The organism is Streptomyces sp. NPDC088554, from assembly GCF_044752945.1.
Taxonomy (GTDB): Bacteria; Actinomycetota; Actinomycetes; order Streptomycetales; family Streptomycetaceae; genus Streptomyces.
The window spans coordinates 1-22,806 of sequence record NZ_JBIVMF010000032.1; the positions used below are offsets into that span (position 1 = coordinate 1).

The window sequence follows — 22,806 nt, forward strand, 5'->3', positions numbered from 1 at the left end:
TTTCCTCCGGGCTTTCCCTTCGGTGTTTCATTCTGTTCTGTCCCGCTGTCCTGCGTTTCCGACTCTATCAGACTCTTTCGTGTCCGATTCCCCGTTGGAGCGGGGCTTGCTTTCCAGTTCTTCGCTTTCGCGCTTTCCCTTTCCGGCGGTTCCGACTCTACCAGATCCTTTCGGTCCTGATTCCCAGTCAGAGTGGGCTGCCATCCGGGCTGTTGGGCCCTTCCGACGTCCCAAACCTTAGCGGATTTCGCAGGCGACTCATAATCGAGTGTTCGAAATCAATTTCGGCATGCCGAAATGAATCCCGACCCGGGAGATCATGCTTGGTTTGGGTGCCGCTGCTGCGGCAGAGTGGCTGTCTCGGAACCATGTCGGCTCCGTGACAACTCGAAGAACCTTACGGATCGAGCAGGGGCGTGTCAAACCGCCCTTGTCGCAGCTCAGAGGACGGGGTCGGGCCGCTGTCTAGGCCAGGTCCGTCAGGCGCCCGCCGGCGTCGGGCTGGGCGTGTTCCACCCGGCGGAGGAGGCGGACGAGCATCTCGCCGAGGACTCCGCGTTCGTCGCCGGAGAGGTCCTGGAGCAGTTCCTCCTCGAAGTCCGAGGCCATCCGCATCGCCGCCAGCCACTTCGTACGGCCCTCGTCCGTCAGCTCGACGATGACGCGGACCCTGTTCTTCTCGTCCCGGTCGCGCGTGACCAGGCCGTCGCCCGCCATGCGGTCGATGCGGTGGGTCATGGCGGCCGGGGTGAGGCCGAGGCGTTTGGCGAGTTCTCCGGGGCCCAGGCGGTAGGGGGCTCCCGAGACGACCAGGGTCTTGAGGACTTCCCATTCGGCGTTGCTGATACCGAGGTCGGAGACCTGCCTGCCGTACGCGACGTTCATACGACGGTTAAGCCGGCCGAGGGCCGAGACGATCTGTTCGACCTGGGGGTCGAGGTCACGGAACTCGCGCTGGTAGGCGGCGATCTGCTCGTTGAGGCTCGGCTCCTGGAGATCCGGCGGGCCGGGTTTCTCGGGGGTCTCGGACATCGGGGCAGTATGCCACGGGCTCTCCTGGCGTTGAAGTCCTTCGGTGTGTACTCTTCAGAGGTTAAGTTTTAGCTTTGAAGTGTTGAGGTCTGAGAAGTTGAGGCAGGTGAGTGTGTCCAGGGCGACGGGCGCCGCGATGCGCCGAATCCAGGCGGGGAACGCGCTGAGCGCGTTCGGGCTCGGGTTCACGGTTCCGTATCTCTATGTGTATGTGGCTCAGGTGCGGGACCTGGGCGCGGGTACGGCGGGGGCCGTGCTGGCGGTCTTCGCGATGGCCGCGCTGGTCGTGCTGCCGTTCACGGGCCGGGTCATCGACCGGCGCGGGCCGCTGCCCGTGCTGGTGGGGGGTGCGGTGCTGGCGGCCGTGGGGGCGCTCGCCATGGGTGTGTCGGCGAGCGTGGCGACCGCCGTGCTGTCCGCCGCGCTGCTGGGGGCCGGGACCGCGGTGGTGCAGCCCGCGCTGGCCACGATGATCGTGTGGTGCTCGACCCCGGCCACCCGGACGCGGGCGTTCGCGACGCAGTTCTTCCTGGCCAATCTGGGGCTGGGCGTCGGCGGGCTGATCGGCGGGCAGCTGGTGGACGAGGACAGACCGGGCAGTTTCACCCTGTTGTTCTCCATCGAGGCCGTGATGTTCCTGGTCCTGGCCGCCATCTCCGTCACCGTACGGCTGCCGCGTCCTTCCGCTGCCGTGGGTGCGGCTCCCCAGGAGGGGGCGCGGGGCGGGTTGCGGGCGTTGCTGCGGCATCGGGCGATGGTGCAGCTGTGTGTGCTGGGGTTCGTGTTGTTCTTCGCCTGTTACGGGCAGTTCGAGTCGGGGCTCGCCGCGTACGGCACCGAGGCCGCCGGGATCGGGCCCTCGACGCTGGGGATCGCGCTGGCAGCCAATACCGCGGTGATCGTGGTCGCGCAGTTCGTCGTACTGCGGCTGGTCGAGCCGCTCAGGCGCAGCCGGGTGATCGCGGCGGTCGGGCTGATCTGGGCCCTCGCATGGCTCGTCGCGGGGTACGCGGGGCTCGGGGACGGCAGCCGGACGATGGCGACGGCCGCGTTCGTATCGACGTACGCACTGTTCGGGCTGGGGGAGGCGATGCTGTCGCCGACCGTGGCGCCGCTGGTGGCCGATCTGGCGCCCGAGTCGATGGTCGGGCAGTACAACTCCGGGTTCGCCCTGGTGAAGCAGTTGGCGCTGGCGGTGGGTCCGGCGGTGGGCGGGCCGATGGGGGCGGCGCTGCACGGGCCGTACATCGTGACGTTCGTACTGTTCTCGCTCGGTATCACCGTGCTCGCGCTGCGGCTCGGGCGGCAGCTCACCCCCGTACAGGACCGGCCGTCGTTGCTCTCGGGCTCGCGGGTGGTGGCTCGGCATACGCCGGAGGCGGCTGTGCCTGAGCCTGTTCGTTGAACCGGAGCTGTTCGTCACATACGGGCAGTACGGAGGTCATGCGTGGGGCAGGGCGAATTCGCACCAGACCGCCTTGCCGCCGCCCGGAGTACGGCGGGAGCCCCAGGACGAGGCGATGGTCGCGATGATCGAGATGCCGCGCCCCGCCTCGTCCGCCGGTTCGGCGCGGCGCCTGCGCGGCAGGTGGTCGTCGCCGTCCGTCACCTCGATGATCAGCCGGCGGTCCGTGCGGCGCAGCCGCAGCCGCATCGGCGGGGTGCCGTGCTGGAGGGAGTTGGCGACCAGCTCGCTGGCGGCCAGGACGCCCAGATCGCGCAGCTCGACCGGGAAGCGCCAGGAGCTGAGGACGCCGGTCGCGAAGGCGCGGGCGCGCGGGGCCGCTTCGACGCCGCCGAGCAGGTCGAGCGCGGCGTTGTGGAACAGCTCCGCGTCCGGGCCCGTGCGGGCGGGGTGCTGGATGACGAGCACCGCGACATCGTCGTCATGGTCGTCGGTGACGCCGAGGGAGCGGATCAGCCGGTCGCAGACGACCTGGGGTGAGCCCTGCGCGCCGGACAGGGCGCGCGCCAGGGACTCGACGCCTTCGTCGATGTCCTCGCCGCGCCGCTCGACCAGGCCGTCCGTGTAGAAGACGGCGGTGGAGCCGGGCGGCAGGCCGATCGAGCCCGAGGTGTGCTGCCAGCCGCCGGTGCCGAGCGGCGGGCCCGTGGGGTCCTCGGCGCGCTCGACCGAGCCGTCCGCCGCGCGGACCAGGACGGGCAGATGGCCCGCCGACGCGTAGACGAGCCGGCCCTCGTTGGGGTCGTGGACCGCGTAGACGCAGGTGGCGATCTGGCTGGCGTCGATCTCGGCGGCGAGTCCGTCGAGGAGCTGGAGCACTTCGTGCGGCGGGAGGTCGAGCCGGGCGTAGGCGCGGACCGCCGTACGGAGCTGGCCCATGACGGCGGCGGCGCGGACGCCCCGGCCCATGACGTCGCCGATCACCAGGGCCGTACGTCCGGCGCCGAGCGTGATCACGTCGTACCAGTCGCCGCCGACCGCCGCGTCCTCGCCGCCTGGCCGGTAGGTCGCGGCGACCCGCAGGTCGTCCGGCTGCTCCAGCTCCTGCGGGAGGAGGGAGCGCTGGAGGGTGACGACGGTCCTGCGCTGCCGGCGCTCGCTGGCGCGCAGCCGCTCGGCCGCCTCCGCGTGGTCGGTGACGTCGGCGGCGTGAATGAGGATGCCCCGGGAGCCCCGGCAGTCGACGGGGGTGCAGGTGACGGTGTACGAGGAGCCCTCGCCTCGGGGGCTTTCGCCGCGGGTGGTCTCGCCTCGGGGGCTCTCGCCTCGGGGGGCGGGGTCGCCGCGCTGGGGGCTCTCGCCTGCCGCGCTCCGTTCGTCGTCCCGTACCGCCTGGACCTTGCGGGACTTGACCGTACGGGACTTGCCGCTGCGCAGGACCTGGTCGAGCAGCGGGAGCAGGCCCAGCTCGGCCAGCTCGGGGCAGCTCCCGGCCGCCGTCCCGCCGGGGGTCCTCGGGCCGAAGGCCGTCGCGTACGCCTCGTTCACATACGCCACGCGGTGCTCCGGGCCGTACACCAGCGCGACCAGCGCGGGCAGCTCGCCCAGGATGTCGCGGACGGAGAGGTCGAGGTCTTCGAGCGTGGGGATGCCGGGGGCGGGGGTGCCCGACGGGGGCATGCCCGGGGTGGGGACGCCGGGGGTGGCCGGGGTGTCCGTCACGGAGTCGCGCCGCTGTTCGTACTCACCACGGGCAGCGGGCACCGAACCGCGGGCCGTCCGCGCGGCGGCGCGGCGCTGTGTACCGGGGAGCCGGGCGCTCCAACGCGTGAAGTTCACGGATTCTCAGGCCTCATGGTGTCTGGGGGTGGTGCTTGCGGGTCGTCGGGCCGGGCTGTCGGTCCTCCGGCCCGCGCTGAACTGGGCCGGATCACTCTGCGCAGATATGAGCCCACCTATGGTCACACGTCCAGTGTGGCCGATCGCACTGACAACCGCCCCCGGCCGACCGCCCGGAGGGGGCTCGCGCGGTCGGGTTCCGGTGGCTTCGGGGGTTCTTCCGGTGGCGTCAGGGGTTCTTGGGGTCGCCGCCCGCGGCGAGTTCGAACTCGGCGCGCGGGTGTTCCAGTGAGCCGAGGGAGACGATCTCCCGTTTGAAGAGCCCGGAGAGGGTCCATTCCGCGAGGACGCGGGCCTTCCTGTTGAAGGTGGGGACACGGCTGAGGTGGTACGTACGGTGCATCAGCCAGGCCGGATAGCCCTTCAGCTTGCGGCCGTATACATGCGCCACGCCTTTGTGGAGTCCGAGGGAGGCGACCGAACCGACGTACTGGTGACGGTAGTCCTGGAGGGGTTCACCGCGCAGGGAAGCGAGGATGTTCCCGGCGAGAACCTTGGCCTGCCGGACGGCGTGCTGCGCGTTGGGCGCGCACTCCTTGCCGGGTTCGTCCGAGGTCAGATCGGGTACGGCGGCGGCGTCGCCCGCGCTCCAGGCGTGGTCGACGCCGTCGACGGAGAGCTTGGCCGTGCAGCTGAGCCGGCCGTGTTCATTACGGGGCAGGTCGCTCGCGGCGAGGATCGGGTGCGGCTTGACGCCCGCCGTCCATACGATCGTACGAGTAGGAAAACGGGCGCCGTCGCTCAGCGCGGCGACCCGGTCCTCGCAGGAGTCCAGCCGCGTGTCGAGCCGTACGTCGATATTGCGGGCGCGCAGCTCGCGCACCGCGTACCGGCCCATCTCTTCGCCGACCTCGGGGAGGATCCGGCCGGTGGCCTCGACGAGGATCCATTTCAGGTCCTCCGCCTTGATGTTGTGGTAGTACCGCGAGGCGTAGCGGGCCATGTCCTCCAGCTCGGCGAGCGCCTCGACACCCGCGTAGCCGCCGCCGACGAAGACGAAGGTCAGGGCGGCGGCGCGGATCACGGGGTCGCGGGTGGAGGAGGCGATGTCCATCTGCTCGATGACGTGGTTGCGCAGCCCGATGGCCTCCTCGACGGTCTTGAAACCGATGGCGTGCTCGGCGAGACCGGGGATCGGGAGAGTACGGGAGACGGAGCCGGGGGCGAGGACGAGTTCGTCGTACGTCAGCTCGACGGCGCCGTTGCCCTCCGCCTCGGAGCCGAGGGTCTTGAGCGTGACCGTGCGTTTGGCGTGGTCGATGGAGGTGGCCTCGCCGATGACGACCCGGCAGCCGGGCAGCACCCGGCGGAGCGGGACCACGACATGACGGGGTGAGATGTTTCCGGCGGCGGCCTCGGGGAGGAAGGGCTGATACGTCATATAGGGGTCCGGGGAGACGACGACGATCTCGATCTCGGCCTCGGCCCCGACCTCGTTGCTCTGCGGCCGGCTGCTCCGCGACTGGCTTTTCTGTGGGCCCCCGTTCCGCGGGTTCCACTTCCGCTTCCGGTTTCTGTTCCGGCTCTTCAGCTTCCGCTGGAGGCGCAGCGCCGTGTACATGCCGACGTAGCCGCCCCCGATCACCAGAATGCGCGCTCCGGGCGTGGGTGCGGGGGTCGTCCCCGGGGAGATCTCAGCCTTCACCATCCCATGACGCACCGGGCCGAGGAGTTTGTCCACAGGCACAACGCATTGTGTGACTGGAAGCGATCGGTGGCCGGCTGCGGGCAAAGGCGCGGGTATGGGCGGATGGTCGCAGGTCAGCGGGGGCTCGGAGGGTGTGGGGAGGGGTACTGATCGGGCGGCTCGCGGTCCTTGCTCCGATCGGGGGGCGCCCGATGCGGAACTACCCTCTTCTGAATTGCCCCGGGCTCAACTATGTTCGTAGTTCGTCGTGGTGTCGGGGGCCCCTTCGGCGGGACCGCGCACCCGGCTGTCAGGGCGGGGAGTCTCCGGGGGGAGACACCATTACGGGGGAACGCGTATGGACATTCAGGGTTCGCATGGGCACGCCGCTGTCGTCGCGGACGACGACGGACGGATGAGCGTGGGGACGAGCACGGGTACGGGCGTTGGTACAGGCGTTGGTACGGGCATGACGGGCGGCCCGGTCCCGGGCGGTCGCGCGGCGTCCTCGGCGTCCTCGGCTCACTCCGTGTCTTCCGCTGCGTCTTCCGCGCCGCTCCGGGTGGACGCGCAGCGCAATCTGGAGCATGTACTCCGGGCGGCTCGCGAGGTGTTCGGCGAGCTGGGGTACGGAGCGCCGATGGAGGATGTGGCGCGGCGGGCCCGGGTCGGGGTCGGCACGGTCTACCGGCGGTTCCCGAGCAAGGACGTGCTGGTCCGGCGGATAGCCGAGCAGGAGACGTCCCGGCTGACCGAGCAGGCGCGGACGGCGCTGGGCCAGGAGGACGAGCCGTGGTCGGCGCTCTCCCGCTTCCTGCGCACCTCGGTGGCGTCGGGCGCGGGGCGGCTGCTGCCTCCGCAGGTGCTGCGGGTGAGCGTGGACGCGGACGAGCCGGGCCCGGAGCGCGGGGCGGCGGACGGGACGCGGGTGCCGCAGCAGCGGCAGGCCGGGCAGCCCGATCTGCGGATGGTCGGACAGCAGTGGGGGGTGGTCCCGGGATCCGCCGCGGTGTCGGGACCGGGCACCGGTTCGGCCTCTTCCGCCTCTGGGCCGGGCGCTGTCGAAGGGCTGGACGCGCCGGGCACCGTCGAGTTGTTAGAGGTAGTGGGGCAGCTGGTGGAGCGGGCCCGTGGAGCGGGTGAGCTGCGCGGTGATGTGACAGTGGCCGATGTCCTGCTGGTGATAGCCACGGCCGCGCCCTCGCTGCCGGACCCCGCGCAGCAGGCCGCGGCTTCGGCTCGGCTGCTGGACATCCTGCTGGAGGGGCTCCGCTCCCGGTCGTCCGTCTGAGGCCGCTCACCCGTTCCGTGTCCGTCGAGACCGACCGTTCCGTCGAACGCGCTTGCCGCTGAACGTGGTTGGGCGTTACCCGAAAGGGTGAACGTTAAAGCCCTGGTCGGGGAAACCACCCCGGACGAGTGGTTGCCGGGCTCGAACGCTCCGGGCGCCGCGGTGGGCTGTGGCACTCTGGCCCGGTGTTGGGGTCACAGGGGTGCGTACGGGGGCTTCCGCGGTGAGCGGTGACGGACGGGACGAGCCACTCGGTGGTGGCGCCGATGGCGGTACGGGCGGTGGTACGGGCGACGGGGTGAGCGGCGGCGCGGACGGTTCGGCACCGGCCTCCCGGCAGGTGCCGAGCCAGGGCGGCCCCAAGGAGATCCCGAACGGCCCGGCGGGTGTCCCGGGTTGCGGTCCGGCGGGCGTTCCGGGCGGCGGCTCGACCAGTGTTCCTGCTGCCGGCGTTCCGGGCGGTGGTACGGGCGGTGTTCCGGGCGGTGGTACGGGCGGTGTTCCGGTGCAGAGCGGGCCCGGTGGCTCCGGCAGGCCGGGGGTCTTCCCCGAGGCGGGCGAGCCGGACAACAGCGTGCCGACGCAGCGGGAGCGGGCCGACACGCCCACCGCCGTATCCGCCGGCGCGACGGGCGCCGACCTGCCGACCGCCGACCTGCCGACCATCGAGCTGGCGGTCGTCCGGCCGTTGGCCGCCGTGGCGTCGTCCGCCGGGTCGTCCTCCGGGTCACCCTCCGACGAGCTGCCGCCCTCGGACGCCGAGCTGATCCAGCGCATGCGCGGCGGCGACGACAGCGCGTACGAGGAGCTGTTCCGCAGGCATTCGGCGGCGGTGCGCCGTTACGCGCGTACCTGCTGCCGGGACACGCACACCGCCGACGATCTGACCGCCGAGGTCTTCGCCCGTACCTTGCAGGCGGTACGGGGCGGGGCCGGGCCGGAGCAGGCGGTGCGGGCGTATCTGATGACGACCGTACGGCGCGTGGCCGCTTCCTGGACCAATTCCGCGAAGCGGGAGCAACTGGTGGACGACTTCGCGGTGTTCGCCGCGCAGGCCGCCGGGTCCTCCGAGGTCTCGGACGCGGACACGCTCGATCTGGGCGCGGACGTCCTCGCGATGCACGAGGCCGAGCGGTCCCTGGCCCTGCAGGCGTTCCGCAGTCTGCCCGAGCGCTGGCAGGCGGTGCTCTGGCACACCACCGTCGAGGAGGAGTCACCGAGCGAGGTGGCGCCGCTCTTCGGGCTGACCGCCAACGCCACGGCGGTGCTGGCCAGTCGGGCGCGCGAGGGGCTCAAGCAGGCGTACCTCCAGGCGCATGTGAGTTCCGCGCTCACCTCGGCGGGCGACTGCTCCCGCTACGCGGACCGGCTCGGGGCGTACGCGCGCGGCGGGCTGCGGATGCGTGCCGAGCGCGGGCTGCGCAAGCACCTGGAGGAGTGCGCCAAGTGCCGTCTCGCGGCGGGCGAGCTGGCCCAGGTCAACTCCGCGATCCCGGCGCTGCTGCCGGTCGCGGTGATCGGGTGGTTCGCCGCCGGGTACTCGCTCAAGGCGGCGGGGATCGTGGCGGGCGGTGTCGCGGGCGCGGCCGGTGCGGGCGCCGCCGCGGCGGCCACGGGCGCGGGTGCGGCTGGCGGCGCGGGTGCGGCCGGGGGCCTCGCCGCCGAGGGGCTCGGCGCGCCCGCGAAGGCCGGGGTCGGGGCGCTGGTGATCGCCGCGGCGGTCGCCGGGGTGGTCTGGGCGATGGCGGGCGACCCCGCGCCCGCGCCGAAGCCCGACGCGAAGCCGCCGGCCGTGCGGTCGGTCGTACCGCCGGAGCCGTCCTCCGAGGCACCGCGTCCGCCCGTACCGGAACCGGAGCCGCCCGCGCCGGTGCGTGTCGCGGAACCGGAGGTCCCGCGCAGGCCGACGCCCTCCGCCGCGCCGAGCCCCACGCCCACCAGGCCCGAGCCGTCGCCGTCCCCGAAGCCGACTCCCACCCCGACCCCGACGCCCACCCCGACCCCCGAGCCGCCGCCTCCGCCCCGGCCCGCCCCGGCCGACTACCAGGTGAGCGAGTTGCGGTACGGCGGCTTCGAGGACGGTTCCGAACCGGAGGTGCGCCTCGGCGGCGGCTTCCTCTGGCAGCGGCCGAGCGTGACGATCGGCGGCACCTCGTACGCCCCCGGTGTCACCATGCACGCCTCGACCTCGGTGACCATCGACCTGAACCGCGCGTGCTCCACCTACGCCGCCCTGGTCGGGGTGGACGATCTGGCGCTGGGGACGGGCTCCATGAGCTTCTCCGTGTACGGCGACGGGGCGCGGCTCTGGCAGTCGCCCGTACTGAGCACGGGTGAGGCGGCCGTGCCCGTACGGGTAGGGATCTCCGGGCAGCGGTCCATCCGCCTGGTCGTCGAGCCGCACACGCCGTTCGACGCGGTGGCCCTCGCGGACTGGGCCCAGTCCCGGATCAGCTGCGGCTGACCCCGGCCGCCGGGCGTCAGCGCAGGGTCGGTCGGGGGGGCACACCGCCCGCCACCGCCCGCTGGCGGGGGGCCGCGGTGCCTGTCCAGCAGGTGCCCCGGCGGGAGAGCAGGCGGCGGAGCCACAGTTCGGTGGAGACGAGGTCGGCGAGGCCGTCGAGGGGGACGGGTTCGCCTTCGGCGGCGGCGCGCAGGGCCTTGCGTACGACGCGGGCCTCGACGAGTCCCGCGTCGGCGAGCAGGGGCGCGTCGAAAAGGGTGATCAGCTCGCCGACGGCCGAGCGGAGGCCGACATGGGTGGTGGCGGCGGATCCGGCGCGGGAGGTGGCGCCCCAGCCGGCGGGCAGGTCGTGGATGCCGGTGCCCGACAGAACCGTACGGAGGACATCGGCGCGGGCGCCGGGCTGGACGCGCAGTGCTTCGGGGAGTTCGCGGCAGGCGCGGACGACCTGGTTGTCGAGGAAGGGCGCGTGGAGGCGCTGGCTGCGGATCTCGGCGGCCTGTTCGAAGACGCGGTGGTCGGCGGCGTGGCGGGCGAGGGCGGCGCGGGCGCGGGCCTCGCCGGGGCGCTGGACGGAGGTGGGGCGGGTCGCCGCCGTCATCAGCCGAACCGATACTTCGGCGAGCGCCTCCCCCGTCAGCCACCGGGCGGCCGGTCCGGGTCTGGACCAGGTGAGCGCGGCGAGCGAGGCGCTCAGCGGGCCGTTGGCCCCGGCGCGCCCGGCGTATCCCGTCCGGTTGGCCTCGGGCAGCCGCGCGGCGGCCTCTTCGAGTCCGGTGCGGTAGGCCGTACGGGCGAGCCGGCGCGCCGCCCGGTACACCGTGAACGGGATGAACACCGAGGACGCCGAGAATGTCTCGGCCCGGGTGAGCGCGGTGATCGGGTGCAGCAGATGGCGTCTGCGCCGGTCCAGCAGCAGGTCCGCCATGCGCGCCGGGTGCGCGTCGAGGACCTCGCGCGCGCCCGCGCCGGTGAAGTGGTCGGCGCTGCCCGCCGCCAGTCTGCGGCGGTGCCGTTCGGCGGTGACGAGGGAGGGGCCCGGCTCGTCGGTGAGCGGGCCGTCCAGTTCGGCGTACGGGAGGGCCTCCTCGCCCGCGGCGACGACGACGTGGTGCAGCCGGGGGTTGGCCGCGATGGCTCTGGCCCGTTCGAGTTCGGCCTCGTCGCGGCCGCCGGCCGACAGGTCGTTGAAGGTGACGGCGAGCAGCCGCTCCCCCGCGCCCGTGCCGTGCCCGAGGATCGTGCCCGGCGTGCCCGGCAGCCCGGCGGCGAGCAGGGCGAGCGTGCCCGACGCGCTGCCGCCCGACAGGTCGGCGCCGATGCCGGGGACCGGCCCGCCCCGGGCGGCGCGCCGCTCGGCGGGGCCCATGCCGGGGACGGGCCCGGGGTCGGGCGGCAGGGTCTCGGGGGAGTGGCGCGGGGCGTGCAGCCGGGCGCGTACGGCGTCGACGAGCGCGTCCCGTACGCCCTCGACGGCCCGGTCGGCGTCCTTCTCGGGGCCGGCGACGGCGAGCGAGGCGACCGGTTCGTACCCGGTGATCTCGCGCGAGCCCTCACGCAGGACCAGCGCGTGGCCCGGCGGGATGCGTTTGACGCCGTCGTACGGGGTGGAGTCGCGCAGCGCCTCCGGGGTCTCGGGGCAGGCGAGGAGCGCGGCCAGGTGCCCGATGTCGAGCTGGGCCTCGATGAGGTCGGCGAGCGGGAGGGCGGCGGTGGCGTACGCGGTTCCGTTGGCCCAGGGGGTGTAGAAGACGGGGCGCGCGCCCGCCAGGTCGCCCGCGACGGTGACCCGGCGGCCGATCTGCGCGACGGCGGTGTAGCTGCCGGACCAGGCGGTGAGGTGGCGCAACGCCCCGCCGCGGGCGGCGAACAGACCGACCCTCAGCTCGTCGTCGGTGGCCCCGCAGCAGCCGAGGACGGCGAGCCGGGTGAAGGGGTCGACGGTGACGATCCTGACCTCGTCGGGGCGCCAGTCGCCCACGGCCCACAGCGGATCCGGGTCGCCCCACAGGAGTTGTGAGCCGACCGGGTGCACGCTGCCGCTCTCGGCGTCCCCGACGGGACCGACCGCCCCGGCCGTACCGAACCGCGCGGCGATACTGCTCCAGCCCACCAACCAGCGCATCGCCGCCTCCACAGCCTGTGGATGAACCCCGTCCGGTACCGGACGGCCAACCGTCGCACGGCCGCCGACCGCCGACCGGCCCCAGCGGATCCCGGAGCGACCCCAGAAGATCAGGGAAGATCGGGAAGGATCAAGCTGGCACGCTCCGGCCGTACCCGTTCAGGACCATGCTGCCACGGCAACGGCGCGCGGGAGGGCCTACGGAAGCGTGGGCGAGAAGTCGAACGCGCCCCTGGCACTGGCCGTTCGGCGGAGATGCGGGCCGGCGCCCATAGGCAGCATTCAGCCAATCTCCGTGCTCTGCGCGGCGCTCGAACGCCTCCGCACGTTCAGCCCGGGAGGCTGGATCACACCTCCCGGACTGATCCACCGCCCGCGGGGATTGGAGCGGCGGGATCCCCCAGTCCACTGGTTCCAGTACGCAATGGACCGACCCACGCAGGTCTCATGGAAGCCCCGGCACTCCTTCCCGGCCAAGAGCGCACGGCCGGGCGCACGGCCACACACCCGGAGCACGAGGTGGCCTCCGACCGGCTCGGAGGGGTCCTGGAGGCGATCGTCGTACGGACAACAATCCCGCCATCCGGAAGTCCGCCCCTTAACGGCCTGGATGTGGCGAACTACGCTGGGTTTACGAATGCCGCGCGCCTATGCCGCGACGCGGCGGCCGTCTGTGTCGAGGGGTGGCGCATGTCCAGAGAGCAACGAGGGCCGAACGAAAAGCTCGGAACCGTTCTCGCCCTCGCGGGAATCAGCAACGCGGGCCTCGCCCGACGGGTCAACGACCTCGGGGCGCAGCGCGGACTGACACTTCGCTACGACAAGACCTCCGTGGCGCGGTGGGTCTCGAAGGGGATGGTTCCGCAGGGTGCGGCGCCCCATCTGATCGCCGCCGCCATAGGAGCCAAACTGGGACGCCCGGTCCCACTCCACGAGATCGGCCTCGCCGACGCCGATCCGGCGCCCGAGGTCGGGCTCGCCTTCCCGCGCGATGTCGGCGAGGCGGTGCGTACGGCGACGGAGCTGTACCGCCTCGATCTCGCGGGCCGGCGCGCGGGCAGTGGAGGCATCTGGCAGTCGCTGGCCGGATCCTTCGCAGTGAGCGCTTACGCGACGCCCGCCTCGCGCTGGCTGATAACCCCCGCCGACTCCTCGGTGGCGCGTGACGCGTCGGCCGCGGAGGCGGCGCGGGGGGCGCAGGGCGGAAATGGCGGGAACGGACCAGGAGGCGACGGTACGGGTACGGGCTCCGCCCCGGGGGCCGGCCCCGGGGACGTCTCGCCGCTCCGGGTGGGCCACAGCGACGTGGCCAAACTGCGGGAGGCGGCGGCCGACGCCCGGCGCTGGGACTCCAAGTACGGCGGCGGGGACTGGCGTTCGTCGATGGTCCCGGAGTGTCTGCGGGTCGACGCGGCCCCGCTGCTGCTCGGCGCGTACAGCGACGAGGTGGGCCGGGGGCTCTTCGGCGCCACCGCCGAACTGACCAGGCTGGCCGGCTGGATGGCCTTCGACACCGGCCAGCAGGAAGCCGCCCAGCGCTACTACATCCAGGCGCTGCGGCTGGCCCGCGCGGCGGCCGACGTGCCGCTGGGCGGTTACGTACTGGCGTCCATGTCGCTCCAGGCGACCTACCGGGGCTTCGCCGACGAGGGCGTCGACCTCGCCCAGGCGGCCCTGGAGCGCAACCGGGGACTGGCCACCGCCCGCACCATGAGCTTCTTCCGGCTGGTGGAGGCGCGCGCGCACGCCAAGGCGGGCGACGCGGTGGCCGCCGGGGCCTCCCTCAAGGCGGCGGAGGGCTGGCTGGAGCGGTCGCGGGAGGGCGACTCCGACCCGTCCTGGCTGGGCTTCTACTCGTACGACCGGTTCGCCGCCGACGCCGCCGAGTGCTACCGGGACCTGAAGGCACCGCGTCAGGTGCGCCGTTTCACGGAGCAGGCGCTGTCCAGGCCGACGGAGGAGTTCGTACGCTCGCACGGGTTGCGGCTGGTCGTGAGCGCGGTCGCCGAGCTGGAGTCGGGCAATCTCGACGCGGCGTGCGCGGCGGGCACCCGTGCGGTGGAGGTGGCGGGCCGGATCTCCTCGGCGCGTACGACCGAGTACGTACGGGATCTGCTGCACCGCCTGGAGCCGTACGGGGACGAGCCCCGGGTGGCGGAGCTGCGGGAGCGGGCGCGCCCGCTGCTGGTGGCGCCCGCGTAGCGGCCCGCGCGCGCGACGGCGTAACAGCCGACACCTGATCGGCATATGCCACAGGCCCTTCCCTCCCCGATACTCCGGTCCTGGTTCGACCGCGTTGTCAGTGGGCCAGTGCACTATCGGGGTGGGAGGTGGCGTGATGGGCGGACGTGCGGGGTTCGACTGCGAGGTACTGGTGATCGGCGGTGGGATCGTCGGTCTGTCGACGGCGTACGCGATCACGCGTGCCGCGCCCGGCACCCGGGTCGTCGTGCTGGAGAAGGAGCCGGGCCCCGCCCGGCACCAGACGGGGCACAACAGCGGAGTGATCCACAGCGGGATCTACTACCGGCCCGGCTCGCTCAAGGCGCGGTACGCGGTGCGCGGCGCCGCCGAGATGGTCGCGTTCTGCGCGGAGCACGGCATCGCGCACGAGGTCACGGGCAAGCTGATCGTCGCGACCGGCCGCGCCGAGCTGCCCCGGCTGCACGCCCTCGTCCAGCGCGGCAGGGAGAACGGCATCCCGGTGCGCGAGCTGGGCCCCGCCCAGATCATGGAGTACGAGCCGGAGGTGCGCGGCCTCGCGGCGATCCGGGTCGGGACGACGGGCGTGTGCGACTTCCCGGCGGTCGCCCGGCAGCTCGCGGAGTCGGCGCGGGCGGCGGGCGCCTCCGTGCGGTACGGGGCGAAGGTCACCGCGATCGACCGCCGCCCCTGGGGTGTCGCGGTCCGCACGGCGGCCGGGGAGACCGTCAGGGCGCGTGCCCTGGTCAACTGCGCGGGGCTGCACTGCGACCGGGTGGCCCGGCTGACGGGCGACGACCCGGGGATGCGGATCGTGCCGTTCCGGGGGGAGTACTACGAGCTGGCGCGGCCCGGTCTCGTCCGGGGGCTGGTCTATCCGGTGCCCGATCCGGCGTTCCCGTTCCTCGGCGTGCATCTGACCCGGTCCGTCGACGGCCGCGTGCACGTCGGGCCGAACGCGGTCCCGGCGCCGGCCCGCGAGGGGTACTCCTGGTCGGCGATACGCCCCACCGAGCTGGCCGCCACCCTCGGCTGGCCCGGCACCTGGCACCTCGCCCGCCGGCACTGGCGGTACGGGGCGGGCGAGCTGCACCGCTCGCTCTCCCGGCGCGCCTTCACCACCGCCGTACGGCGCCTGCTCCCCTCGGTCACCGGCGCGGACCTGCGCCCGGCGGCGGCCGGGGTCCGGGCCCAGGCCGTCCTGCGCGACGGCACCCTGGTGGACGACTTCCTGATCCGCCGGGCCCCCCGCACCGTCCACGTGCTGAACGCGCCGTCCCCGGCGGCCACGGCCGCCCTGCCGATCGGCCGCGAGGTGGCCCGGCAGGCGCTGGCGGCGCTGGCGGATCCGTAGAATCGGGTCATTGTGGCCGAGCACGAGCAGACCGAGCAGACCAAGAAGACCGGAATGACAGAACCCACCAGCACAACGGAGACGGCGGAGCCCGCCAGGGCGATGATCCGGCGCCCCGCCGGCAAGATGTTCCCCGAGGGCACCGGCCCCGCGGCCGACCCCGCCGGGTCGCACTTCGAGCGGCGCATCCGGAGCTTCCAGCCCCGCCGCAGCCGGGTGACCACCGGCCAGGCCGAGGCGCTGCGCCGCAGGTGGGCCGAGTGGGGCATGGACATCGACGGACAGCGGGTCCTCGACCCGGCGGAGCTGTTCGGCGGGCTGCCGGTGGTCCTGGAGATCGGTTTCGGGATGGGCGAGGCCACGGCGCTCATGGCCGCCGCCGACCCCGGGACGGGCATCCTCGCCGCCGATGTGCACACCCCCGGCCAGGGCAATCTGCTCCGGCTCGCGGAGAAGAACGGGCTGTCCAACATCCGGGTGGCCAACGGGGACGCGATCATCCTGCTCCGGGAGATGCTGCCGGCCGGCGGGCTGGCCGGGCTGCGGGTCTTCTTCCCCGACCCCTGGCCCAAGACGCGCCACCACAAACGGCGGCTGATCCAGCCCGAGTTCCTCACGCTGGCGGCGGACCGGATGGCGCCCGGGGCGGTGCTGCACTGCGCGACCGACTGGGAGCCGTACGCGGAACAGATGCTGGAGGAGCTGACCGCCCACCCCGGCTTCGAGAACACCCGCCCCGACGGCGGCTACGCGCCACGGCCGGAGTTCCGGCCGCTGACCCGGTTCGAGGGCCAGGGCCTGGACAAGGGCCATGCCGTACGCGACCTGCTGTTCCGCCGTGCCGACGGGGCTGCCGGGTGACCGGCGTGGGCAGAGCGGCCGGGTGACCGGCCGGCGGTGTCCCGGGCACCGGTGACCGGCCGGCGGTGTCCCCGAGGTGACCAGCATGATCCCCCGGGCGACCGGCCGATGGTGCCCCCGGGCACCATCGCCAGGTGTCAGTGCCCCTCGTTAGGGTCATCAGGTGTCCTCACCGTCCCCGCAACGCCTCGACCCACGTCCGGCGATCCCCGACTACGAGCAGCAGGAGCAGCTCGGTGAGCTGTGGACGGCCGTCCCCGAGCCCGCCCGCAGACGCTACCGGCCGCGCCGGGGGTTCTGGCGGCTGAGGGCCGTCCGGCTCGGGGCGGTGATCGCGGTGCTCACCCTGTGCGCCCTGACGATCCTCGCGCTCGTCCGGGAGGAGACCGGCACCGAGGGCTTCCTGGTCGGGCTCGGGCTGGCCGTCCTGCCCGTACCCCTGCTCATGGCGGCCTTCCGCTGGCTGGACCGGGTCGATCCGGGGCCCTGGCGGAATCTGCTGTTCGCCTTCGCCTGGGGCGCCTTCGCGGCGGCCCTCGTCGCGATCATCGCGAACTCCTTCGCGACCGAGTGGATAGCCACCGCCACCGCCGACCCGGTGAGCGCCGAGTCCCTCGGGGCCACGGTGATAGCTCCGGTCGTCGAGGAGAGCGCCAAGGCGGCGGCGATCCTGCTGATCTTCGTCTTCCGCAGGCGGACCTTCGGCGGGCTCGTCGACGGGGTCGTGGTCGCGGGCTTCAGCGCCACCGGCTTCGCCTTCACGGAGAACATCCTCTATCTGGGCAGCGCCTTCGGCGAGGACCAGCACGCGGGCAGCTCCGGCCTGGCGTCCGTCACCGCCGCGACCTTCTTCGTACGGGTCGTGATGTCGCCGTTCGCGCACCCGCTGTTCACCGTGCTGACCGGCCTCGGCTTCGGACTGGCCGCGATGGCGACCGGCCGCCAGAAGGCCCGCCGGGTCGCCTTCCCGCTGCTCGGCCTGGCCCTGGCCATGGGCATGCACGCGCTGTGGAACGGGTCGGCGTCGCTCTTCGGCCCGTTCGGCTTCTACGCGGTGTACGGCGGGTTCATGGTCCCCGCGTTCGGGCTGCTGACCTGGCTGGCGGTCTGGAGCCGCCAGCGCGAGCTGCGCACGCTCTCCACGGAGCTGCCCGCGTACGCGGCGGCGGGCTGGCTGGCCCCGGCCGCGCCCCAGGCGCTCTCCTCGATGCGGGCGCGCGCACTGGCGCGCGGCTACGCGGGCCGTACGTTCGGCCGGCGCGCCGCCAGATCGGTCGGGGAGTACGAGGCGTTCGCCACGTCCCTGGCGTTCCTGCGCCACCGGGCCCACCGAGGCGTGGTGGGCCCGGACTTCGTGGCGCGCGAGCGGGAGCTGCTGCACCACCTCTGGCAGCGCAAAGACATAGCCGGGCCCGCGCTCACCTACGCGGCGCGAGCCACGGGCCGGGTCTGGGCGCCACCGCCGTACATCGACTACGACGGCTACAACCCGTACCGGCAGTACTGACCCCGGTCAGGCGGACGCGGCGGTCAGCTCCGCCAGCTCCTCGGCCGTCAGCGTCAGCTCGGCCGCCGCGAGCAGCGCGGGCACCTGCGCGACGGACCGGGCGGACGCGAGCGGCGCGACCACGGTCGGCTGGGCCGCCAGCCACGCCAGCGCCACGGTCGCCACCTCGGCCCCCCGGGCCCCTGCGACCTTGTCCAGCGCGGCCAGGACCTTCCCGCCCCGCTCGCTCTCCAGATACTGCGCCGCGCCCGCGGAACGCGGGCTGTCGACGGCCGCCCCCGGCCGGTACTTGCCGGTCAGGAAGCCCGCGGCCAGCCCGAAGTACGGCACGGCGGAGAGCCCGTGACCCGCCACGGTGTCCTGGAGCGCGCCCTCGTAGGTGTCGCGGGAGACCAGGTTGTAGTGCGGCTGAAGCGCCACGTACCGGGCCAGCCCCTCGCTCTCCGAGAACGCGAGCGAGGCGTTCAGCCGCTCGGCGCTGATGTTGGACGCGGCGATGGCACGGACCTTCCCGTCCTTCACCAGCTGGTCGAGGGCGGTGATGATCTCCTCGACGGGAACGGTCTCGTCGTCGAAGTGCGTGTAGTAGAGGTCGATGTAATCCGTCCCCAGCCGACGCAGCGACGCCTCGGCGGCGGCCTCGATATTGCCCGCGGCGAGCCCCTTGAACCGCGGATGGGCCCCGACCTTCGTCGCGACGACCACCTCCCCGCGATTGCCGCGCGCGGCGATCCACTTGCCGAGAACGGTCTCGGACTCCCCGCCCTCGTGCCCCGGAGCCCAGGAGGAGTACGTATCGGCGGTATCCACGAAGTTCCCGCCCCCGGCCGCGTACGCGTCGAGCACGGCGAAGGACTCCGCCTCGTCGGCGGTCCAGCCGAAGACGTTGCCGCCGAGGTTGAGGGGGAAGACCTTGAGGTCGGAAGCACCAAGGGTGCGCAGCTCAGTCATGCGTCACCACAACCCGGAACGGGACCATCCTTATTCCGGTCGACCATTGCGGTCACCCGTCCGGCGCGTACACCCGTATCTCGACATCCGGCAGGTCCCCCAGGGCGGAGACGATCATCGGTTGAACGTCCGCCCAGTCCAGCCCGCCGAGGCCGCACCCCAGCGGAGGAACAGCGATGCTGCGGATCCCCGACTCGACAATGACCCGCCGCAGATCCTGAAGCCCCTGCCGCACGTCTTCCGGGCGGGACGCCGAGCGCCAGTGCCTCTTGGTCGGGAAGTTGACCACGTACCGGGGCGCGGCCGAAGCCCCCCGGTCGTACACGAACATCACCCCGGGCCGCACCTCGCCCGCCCGGCACGCCTGCGCGTACGCCTCGAAATTCTCCGGCCAGGCCCGCTTGAACTGCGAGGCGATGCCCTTCCCCATGACCCCGACCGTATTGACGGCGTTGACCAGGGCATCCACGTCCGCCGCCAGCAGGTCCCCCTCCGCATCGACGATCATGCCCACAGCCCCTTCTGCCGTCCGATGCCGACGACTCGGTCATACCAACCGGGTCCGACAACGCCGTACGGCCGCGAGGGCGCCGGCCGGGCGCGGTTCCTTCGGGCGCTCGTCGCCGAACTCCCGGCAGGGCGCCCGAGCACGTCCGCGCACGGGTCGGCGAAGTCCCGCTCCGGGTTACGGAGTTGAGTGACCGTCAGACGTTGATGCCCCGGCCGCTGAGCCAGCTCATCGGGTCGATGCCCGCGCCGCCCGCCGTGTGGACTTCGAGGTGGAGATGGGGTCCGGTCACATTGCCGGTCGCGCCGACGCGGCCGATGACGTCGCCGGTGGCGACCTTCTGGCCGGCGCTGACGGTCATCGAGGACTGGTGGGCGTACCAGATCTCCGTACCGTCATCCAGCTCCAGGACCGTGCGGTAGCCGAACGAGCCCGACCAGCCGGCCGACTTGATCGTGCCGCTGTGCACGGCCTTGATCGGGGTGCCGGTCGGAGCGGCGAAGTCCAGGCCCGTGTGCTGCCCGGAGGACCACAGGGAGCCGGCCTGGCCGAAGGTGGAGGTGATCGTGTACGAGGAGGTGGGGAGCGCGAAGCTCGACGCCAGCTTGGCGATGCGCTCCTGCTCGGCCTTGGCGTCGGCGGCGGCCTTGGCCTCCACCTTCGCCTGCTCGGCCTTCTCGTCGGCCTCGGCCTGCTGCTTCTTGGCCGCCTGCGCGGCCTTCTGGGCGGCGGCCTTCTCGGCTGCCGCCTTCTCCGTGGCGTCGGCCTCGGCCTGCTGCTGCTCGGCCTGCTGGATGATCCGGGCGCGCAGGGCCTCGCCCGCGTCGGTGGCGCCCTGCTCGGTGTCGGCGACCGTCAGCCCGGCGGTGGAGAGCGGGGCGCGGGCGAGCGCCTCCCGCTTCTTCTCCGCCTCGGCGGTGACGGCCTTCGCCTCCGAGTCCGCGTCCGACTCCGAAGAGCCCAGACCCGGCAGGGACTTGGCACCAGGAAGGTTGTCCGTGATGACATCGGGCAGGGATATGGAGACCGCGGGCTTCTCCTGCGCGGTGGCTATGCCGCCCGCGCCGACAGCCGCGATGACCCCGACGCCGAGGACCGTGGAGCTACGGGCCAGCCCGCGCTGCTTGGCGACACGGTGCCTGCCTCGTACGGGGCGAATGGATTCCTCCGTGGGATTCCACTCCCCGATGGACCGCTCGGGCTCACGGCCGAACGAACGGGTCTCAAGAGGTGCATCGAGGACAGGCTTGTTGGACGCCACTGAGGCGTGCTCCTTTCCTTCCTTCTCGCCTACCGGGTTAGCTGACGGGTTCGGAGCAGGAAGGTCTCCTACGGACACCTCGCCACCTGCGCCAGGCAGCGAAAACACCCGATTCACCCCAAATAATGGTTCCCCGGTTCCCTTGCGGGATTCGGCGCATGCGCACGCGGTGCCATCTCTTACGACGGCTGGGACGACCGCGCTGCGTTATCGAACGTTAATAGAGACCGGGGCTTTATTCCAAGCCGTTCCCGGTGATCGTTAACAACTTCGCAACGGACACACCGGGACACACGGCGGCGCAATCGGGCGAGTCGACCGGCAATTCGGGGGCTACGAACTTCTGACGAACCGTCAGTCTCTATGCGGAGCGATACCCCATGACTACCCGCAGTCGCAACTCGCCTTCAAAGCGCCTTCACATCGCCCTCACGAAACAACGGACGGATCAGGGTCCCGGCGAACGGCGCGCCCCGGCGCTACCCGGCCCTCACCGGACGATCGGCATCGTCCTGCGCCGCTCCGGCTGCCCCACCGAGGGCCGGACCACCGCCAGCAGCGCCATATCGTCCTGGTTCCCCCCGCCGGTATGCAGCCGTACGTCGTCGATCAGCGCCTGGAGCAGCTCCTCGGGCCCCGGGAAGATCCGCCCGTCGAGCCGCTCGCGCGGCGCGTAGAACACGCCCCTGGCGTCACGCGCCTCGGTGAGCCCGTCCGTGTAGAAGAGCAGCGTCGAGCCGGCCGGGTACGGCGCCTGCTCCGCCCGGTCCGGCCACACGCCCAGCTCGCTCATCCCCAGCGGCAGCGCGGGATCGTTCGGCGCCAGCACCCGTACGGCACCGTCGTCGCAGAGCAGCAGCGGCTCCGGATGGCCCCGGTTCAGCAGCCGGACCACGCTCTCGCCGTGCGGGATCTCGGCGAGTACGGCCGTGGTGAACCCCTCGAAGACATCGAGCCCCGCCCGTCGCGTCCCCTCCCGCAGCAGCGCGCGCTCCAGCCGCTGCGCGACCGCTTCGAGCGAACGCTCCTGCTCGGCCGCCTCCCGGAAGGACCCGATGAGCACGGCCACCGCCTCGACCGCCTCCAGCCCCTTCCCCCGCACGTCCCCGACGACCAGCCGCACCCCGTACGGCGTGTCCTGTACGGCGAACAGGTCCCCACCGATGAACGCGCCCTCCTGCGCCGCCTCGTACCGCGCCGCGATCCGCAGCCCCCCGATCCGCTCGGCGGGCCGGGGCAGCACCGCGCGCTGGGCGGTCTCGGCGATGACCCGGGCGGAGGCGAGACGCTCGCCGCTGCGTCTGACGACGCCGTTGATGTACAGCGCGAGTACGGAGACGACCAGCACCGTCAGAATCGAACTGAGCGTCGCCAGCGACATCAGCGAATCGGAGTCGATACTCGCCCCCACCAACGCGGCCAGCGCACCGGCCCCCACCACGGCCGTGCCGGTCAGCGTGTAGAAAGGCGCCGCGATCAACGGAGCCGCCGCGTAGAACGGGGCGGCGGTGACCCTTGTCGGGGTCACAAGGTCGAACACCGCCCCGAAGACCAGCACCAGCACGGGCAGGATCCGCACCAGCCCGCGTCCGGTACGGCCACGGCCACCGGAACCCCCGCCGGAATCCGGCGCCCCCCAGAAGCCCGCGCCCTCGGCAGCCCAGAAACCCGCGCCGCCGTCGGCCCTGCCGCGGCCGGTGACGCGGTACCCGAGCTTCCTCAGCTTCCCCACTCAGCGCTCTCCTGCCCGGTCACCCGGTCCCGCCCGGTCCACTCGCGGCTACGGACGGCACCGCGCCCTACCCAGGCTGGCCGCTGCCGCGCCCGGCGGCGACTCGCCATCGGCCGAGTGGGCTACGAACGCGCTACCGGGACGGCGCCCGCGCCCCGGGGCCCACGCACCAGGACCCGAGGTGCGGGCACGACGAAGGCCCGGATTCACAAGGAATCCGGGCCTTCGTTTTCTTCTTCAGTAGCGGGGACAGGATTTGAACCTGCGACCTCTGGGTTATGAGCCCAGCGAGCTACCGAGCTGCTCCACCCCGCGCCGTTGAATGCAACTCTACGGCATCCCGGGGACGGTCATGACCACTCCCGCCTGTCGGGCGCTAAGCCGCCTCGGCCACATCGGCCCGGACCGCCGACGCCCACTCCACCAGGAGGCACTGGTAGCGCTCCTGCTCCAGGGGCGTCAGGGAGCGGCCCGCGCGGGCCCACAGGGCGCGGATCTCCGCGTTGACCGCCTCGGCGGAGCGGATGGCGGTGGGGTGCGCGGGGCGCATGGGGTGTAAGGCGCCTCGGGCGCTGGAAGGGGAAGAA

The 22,806-nt window shown here is 72.7% G+C and carries 16 protein-coding genes, 1 tRNA gene and 1 riboswitch; of the genes, 7 read left to right on the forward strand and 10 right to left on the reverse strand.

The features are described 5' to 3' along the window. Positions 1 to 465: 465 nt before the first annotated feature. Positions 466 to 1,032 (reverse strand): MarR family winged helix-turn-helix transcriptional regulator, encoded by a 567-nt coding sequence (locus ACIP8W_RS27945; RefSeq protein WP_401957473.1) that lies wholly within the window; start codon positions 1,030 to 1,032, stop codon positions 466 to 468. A 112-nt stretch (positions 1,033 to 1,144) separates the two neighbouring features. Here ACIP8W_RS27945 and ACIP8W_RS27950 point away from each other — a divergent pair, with 112 nt between their 5' ends. Beyond that, the gene (locus ACIP8W_RS27950; protein ID WP_402148572.1) at positions 1,145 to 2,437 is read left to right on the forward strand and encodes an MFS transporter; all 1,293 of its coding nucleotides are present in this window, start codon (positions 1,145 to 1,147) and stop codon (positions 2,435 to 2,437) included. 36 nt (positions 2,438 to 2,473) lie between these two features. Here the strand turns inward: ACIP8W_RS27950 and ACIP8W_RS27955 are convergent, their stop codons facing one another. Continuing rightward, positions 2,474 to 4,276, reverse strand: a complete 1,803-nt coding sequence (locus ACIP8W_RS27955) for a SpoIIE family protein phosphatase (RefSeq protein WP_401957475.1) — start codon at positions 4,274 to 4,276, stop codon at positions 2,474 to 2,476. Positions 4,277 to 4,505: 229 nt separating this feature from the next. Next, entirely contained in the window at positions 4,506 to 5,984 is a 1,479-nt protein-coding gene (locus tag ACIP8W_RS27960; protein WP_401957558.1) for an NAD(P)/FAD-dependent oxidoreductase, read from the reverse strand. 337 nt (positions 5,985 to 6,321) lie between these two features. Between ACIP8W_RS27960 and ACIP8W_RS27965 the strand changes: the two genes are divergently transcribed. After that, positions 6,322 to 7,254 (forward strand): TetR/AcrR family transcriptional regulator, encoded by a 933-nt coding sequence (locus ACIP8W_RS27965; protein ID WP_402205129.1) that lies wholly within the window; start codon positions 6,322 to 6,324, stop codon positions 7,252 to 7,254. Between the two features lie 223 nt (positions 7,255 to 7,477). Further along, positions 7,478 to 9,718: a sigma-70 family RNA polymerase sigma factor gene (locus ACIP8W_RS27970; RefSeq protein ID WP_402205131.1), complete on the forward strand. Its 2,241-nt coding sequence runs from the start codon at positions 7,478 to 7,480 to the stop codon at positions 9,716 to 9,718. 16 nt (positions 9,719 to 9,734) lie between these two features. Here ACIP8W_RS27970 and ACIP8W_RS27975 read toward each other — a convergent pair whose 3' ends face one another. Then, a complete protein-coding gene (locus ACIP8W_RS27975) occupies positions 9,735 to 11,843 on the reverse strand; it encodes an asparagine synthase-related protein (RefSeq protein WP_402205133.1) in 2,109 nt (702 codons plus the stop codon). Positions 11,844 to 12,533: 690 nt separating this feature from the next. On the opposite strand from ACIP8W_RS27975, the gene ACIP8W_RS27980 reads away from it, so the two are divergent. The 4 genes from ACIP8W_RS27980 (at position 12,534) to ACIP8W_RS27995 (ending at position 17,767) form a co-directional block, all read left to right on the forward strand. Continuing rightward, entirely contained in the window at positions 12,534 to 14,045 is a 1,512-nt protein-coding gene (locus ACIP8W_RS27980; RefSeq protein ID WP_401957485.1) for a sporulation protein, read from the forward strand. A 136-nt stretch (positions 14,046 to 14,181) separates the two neighbouring features. Beyond that, positions 14,182 to 15,399: an L-2-hydroxyglutarate oxidase gene (lhgO, locus tag ACIP8W_RS27985; RefSeq protein WP_402205135.1), complete on the forward strand. Its 1,218-nt coding sequence runs from the start codon at positions 14,182 to 14,184 to the stop codon at positions 15,397 to 15,399. A gap of 102 nt (positions 15,400 to 15,501) precedes the next feature. Next, the gene (trmB, locus tag ACIP8W_RS27990; RefSeq protein WP_401957561.1) at positions 15,502 to 16,260 is read left to right on the forward strand and encodes a tRNA (guanosine(46)-N7)-methyltransferase TrmB; all 759 of its coding nucleotides are present in this window, start codon (positions 15,502 to 15,504) and stop codon (positions 16,258 to 16,260) included. 163 nt (positions 16,261 to 16,423) lie between these two features. Next, positions 16,424 to 17,767, forward strand: a complete 1,344-nt coding sequence (locus tag ACIP8W_RS27995; RefSeq protein WP_401957489.1) for a PrsW family intramembrane metalloprotease — start codon at positions 16,424 to 16,426, stop codon at positions 17,765 to 17,767. A gap of 6 nt (positions 17,768 to 17,773) precedes the next feature. On the opposite strand, the gene ACIP8W_RS28000 is transcribed toward ACIP8W_RS27995, so the two are convergent. The 6 genes from ACIP8W_RS28000 to ACIP8W_RS28025 form a co-directional block, all read right to left on the reverse strand. Further along, positions 17,774 to 18,718, reverse strand: coding sequence for an aldo/keto reductase (locus ACIP8W_RS28000; protein WP_401957491.1), 945 nt, complete (start codon positions 18,716 to 18,718; stop codon positions 17,774 to 17,776). Positions 18,719 to 18,770: 52 nt separating this feature from the next. After that, the gene (locus ACIP8W_RS28005; protein WP_402148546.1) at positions 18,771 to 19,226 is read right to left on the reverse strand and encodes a macro domain-containing protein; all 456 of its coding nucleotides are present in this window, start codon (positions 19,224 to 19,226) and stop codon (positions 18,771 to 18,773) included. 196 nt (positions 19,227 to 19,422) lie between these two features. Further along, the gene (locus ACIP8W_RS28010) at positions 19,423 to 20,487 is read right to left on the reverse strand and encodes a M23 family metallopeptidase (protein WP_401957494.1); all 1,065 of its coding nucleotides are present in this window, start codon (positions 20,485 to 20,487) and stop codon (positions 19,423 to 19,425) included. A gap of 11 nt (positions 20,488 to 20,498) precedes the next feature. After that, positions 20,499 to 20,654: riboswitch (cyclic di-AMP (ydaO/yuaA leader) on the reverse strand. A 323-nt stretch (positions 20,655 to 20,977) separates the two neighbouring features. Then, positions 20,978 to 22,219 (reverse strand): PP2C family protein-serine/threonine phosphatase, encoded by a 1,242-nt coding sequence (locus ACIP8W_RS28015; protein WP_401957496.1) that lies wholly within the window; start codon positions 22,217 to 22,219, stop codon positions 20,978 to 20,980. 241 nt (positions 22,220 to 22,460) lie between these two features. Beyond that, positions 22,461 to 22,534 (reverse strand) — tRNA-Met (locus ACIP8W_RS28020). A gap of 61 nt (positions 22,535 to 22,595) precedes the next feature. Beyond that, positions 22,596 to 22,769 (reverse strand): hypothetical protein, encoded by a 174-nt coding sequence (locus tag ACIP8W_RS28025; protein WP_401957499.1) that lies wholly within the window; start codon positions 22,767 to 22,769, stop codon positions 22,596 to 22,598. Between the last annotated feature and the right edge of the window lie 37 nt (positions 22,770 to 22,806).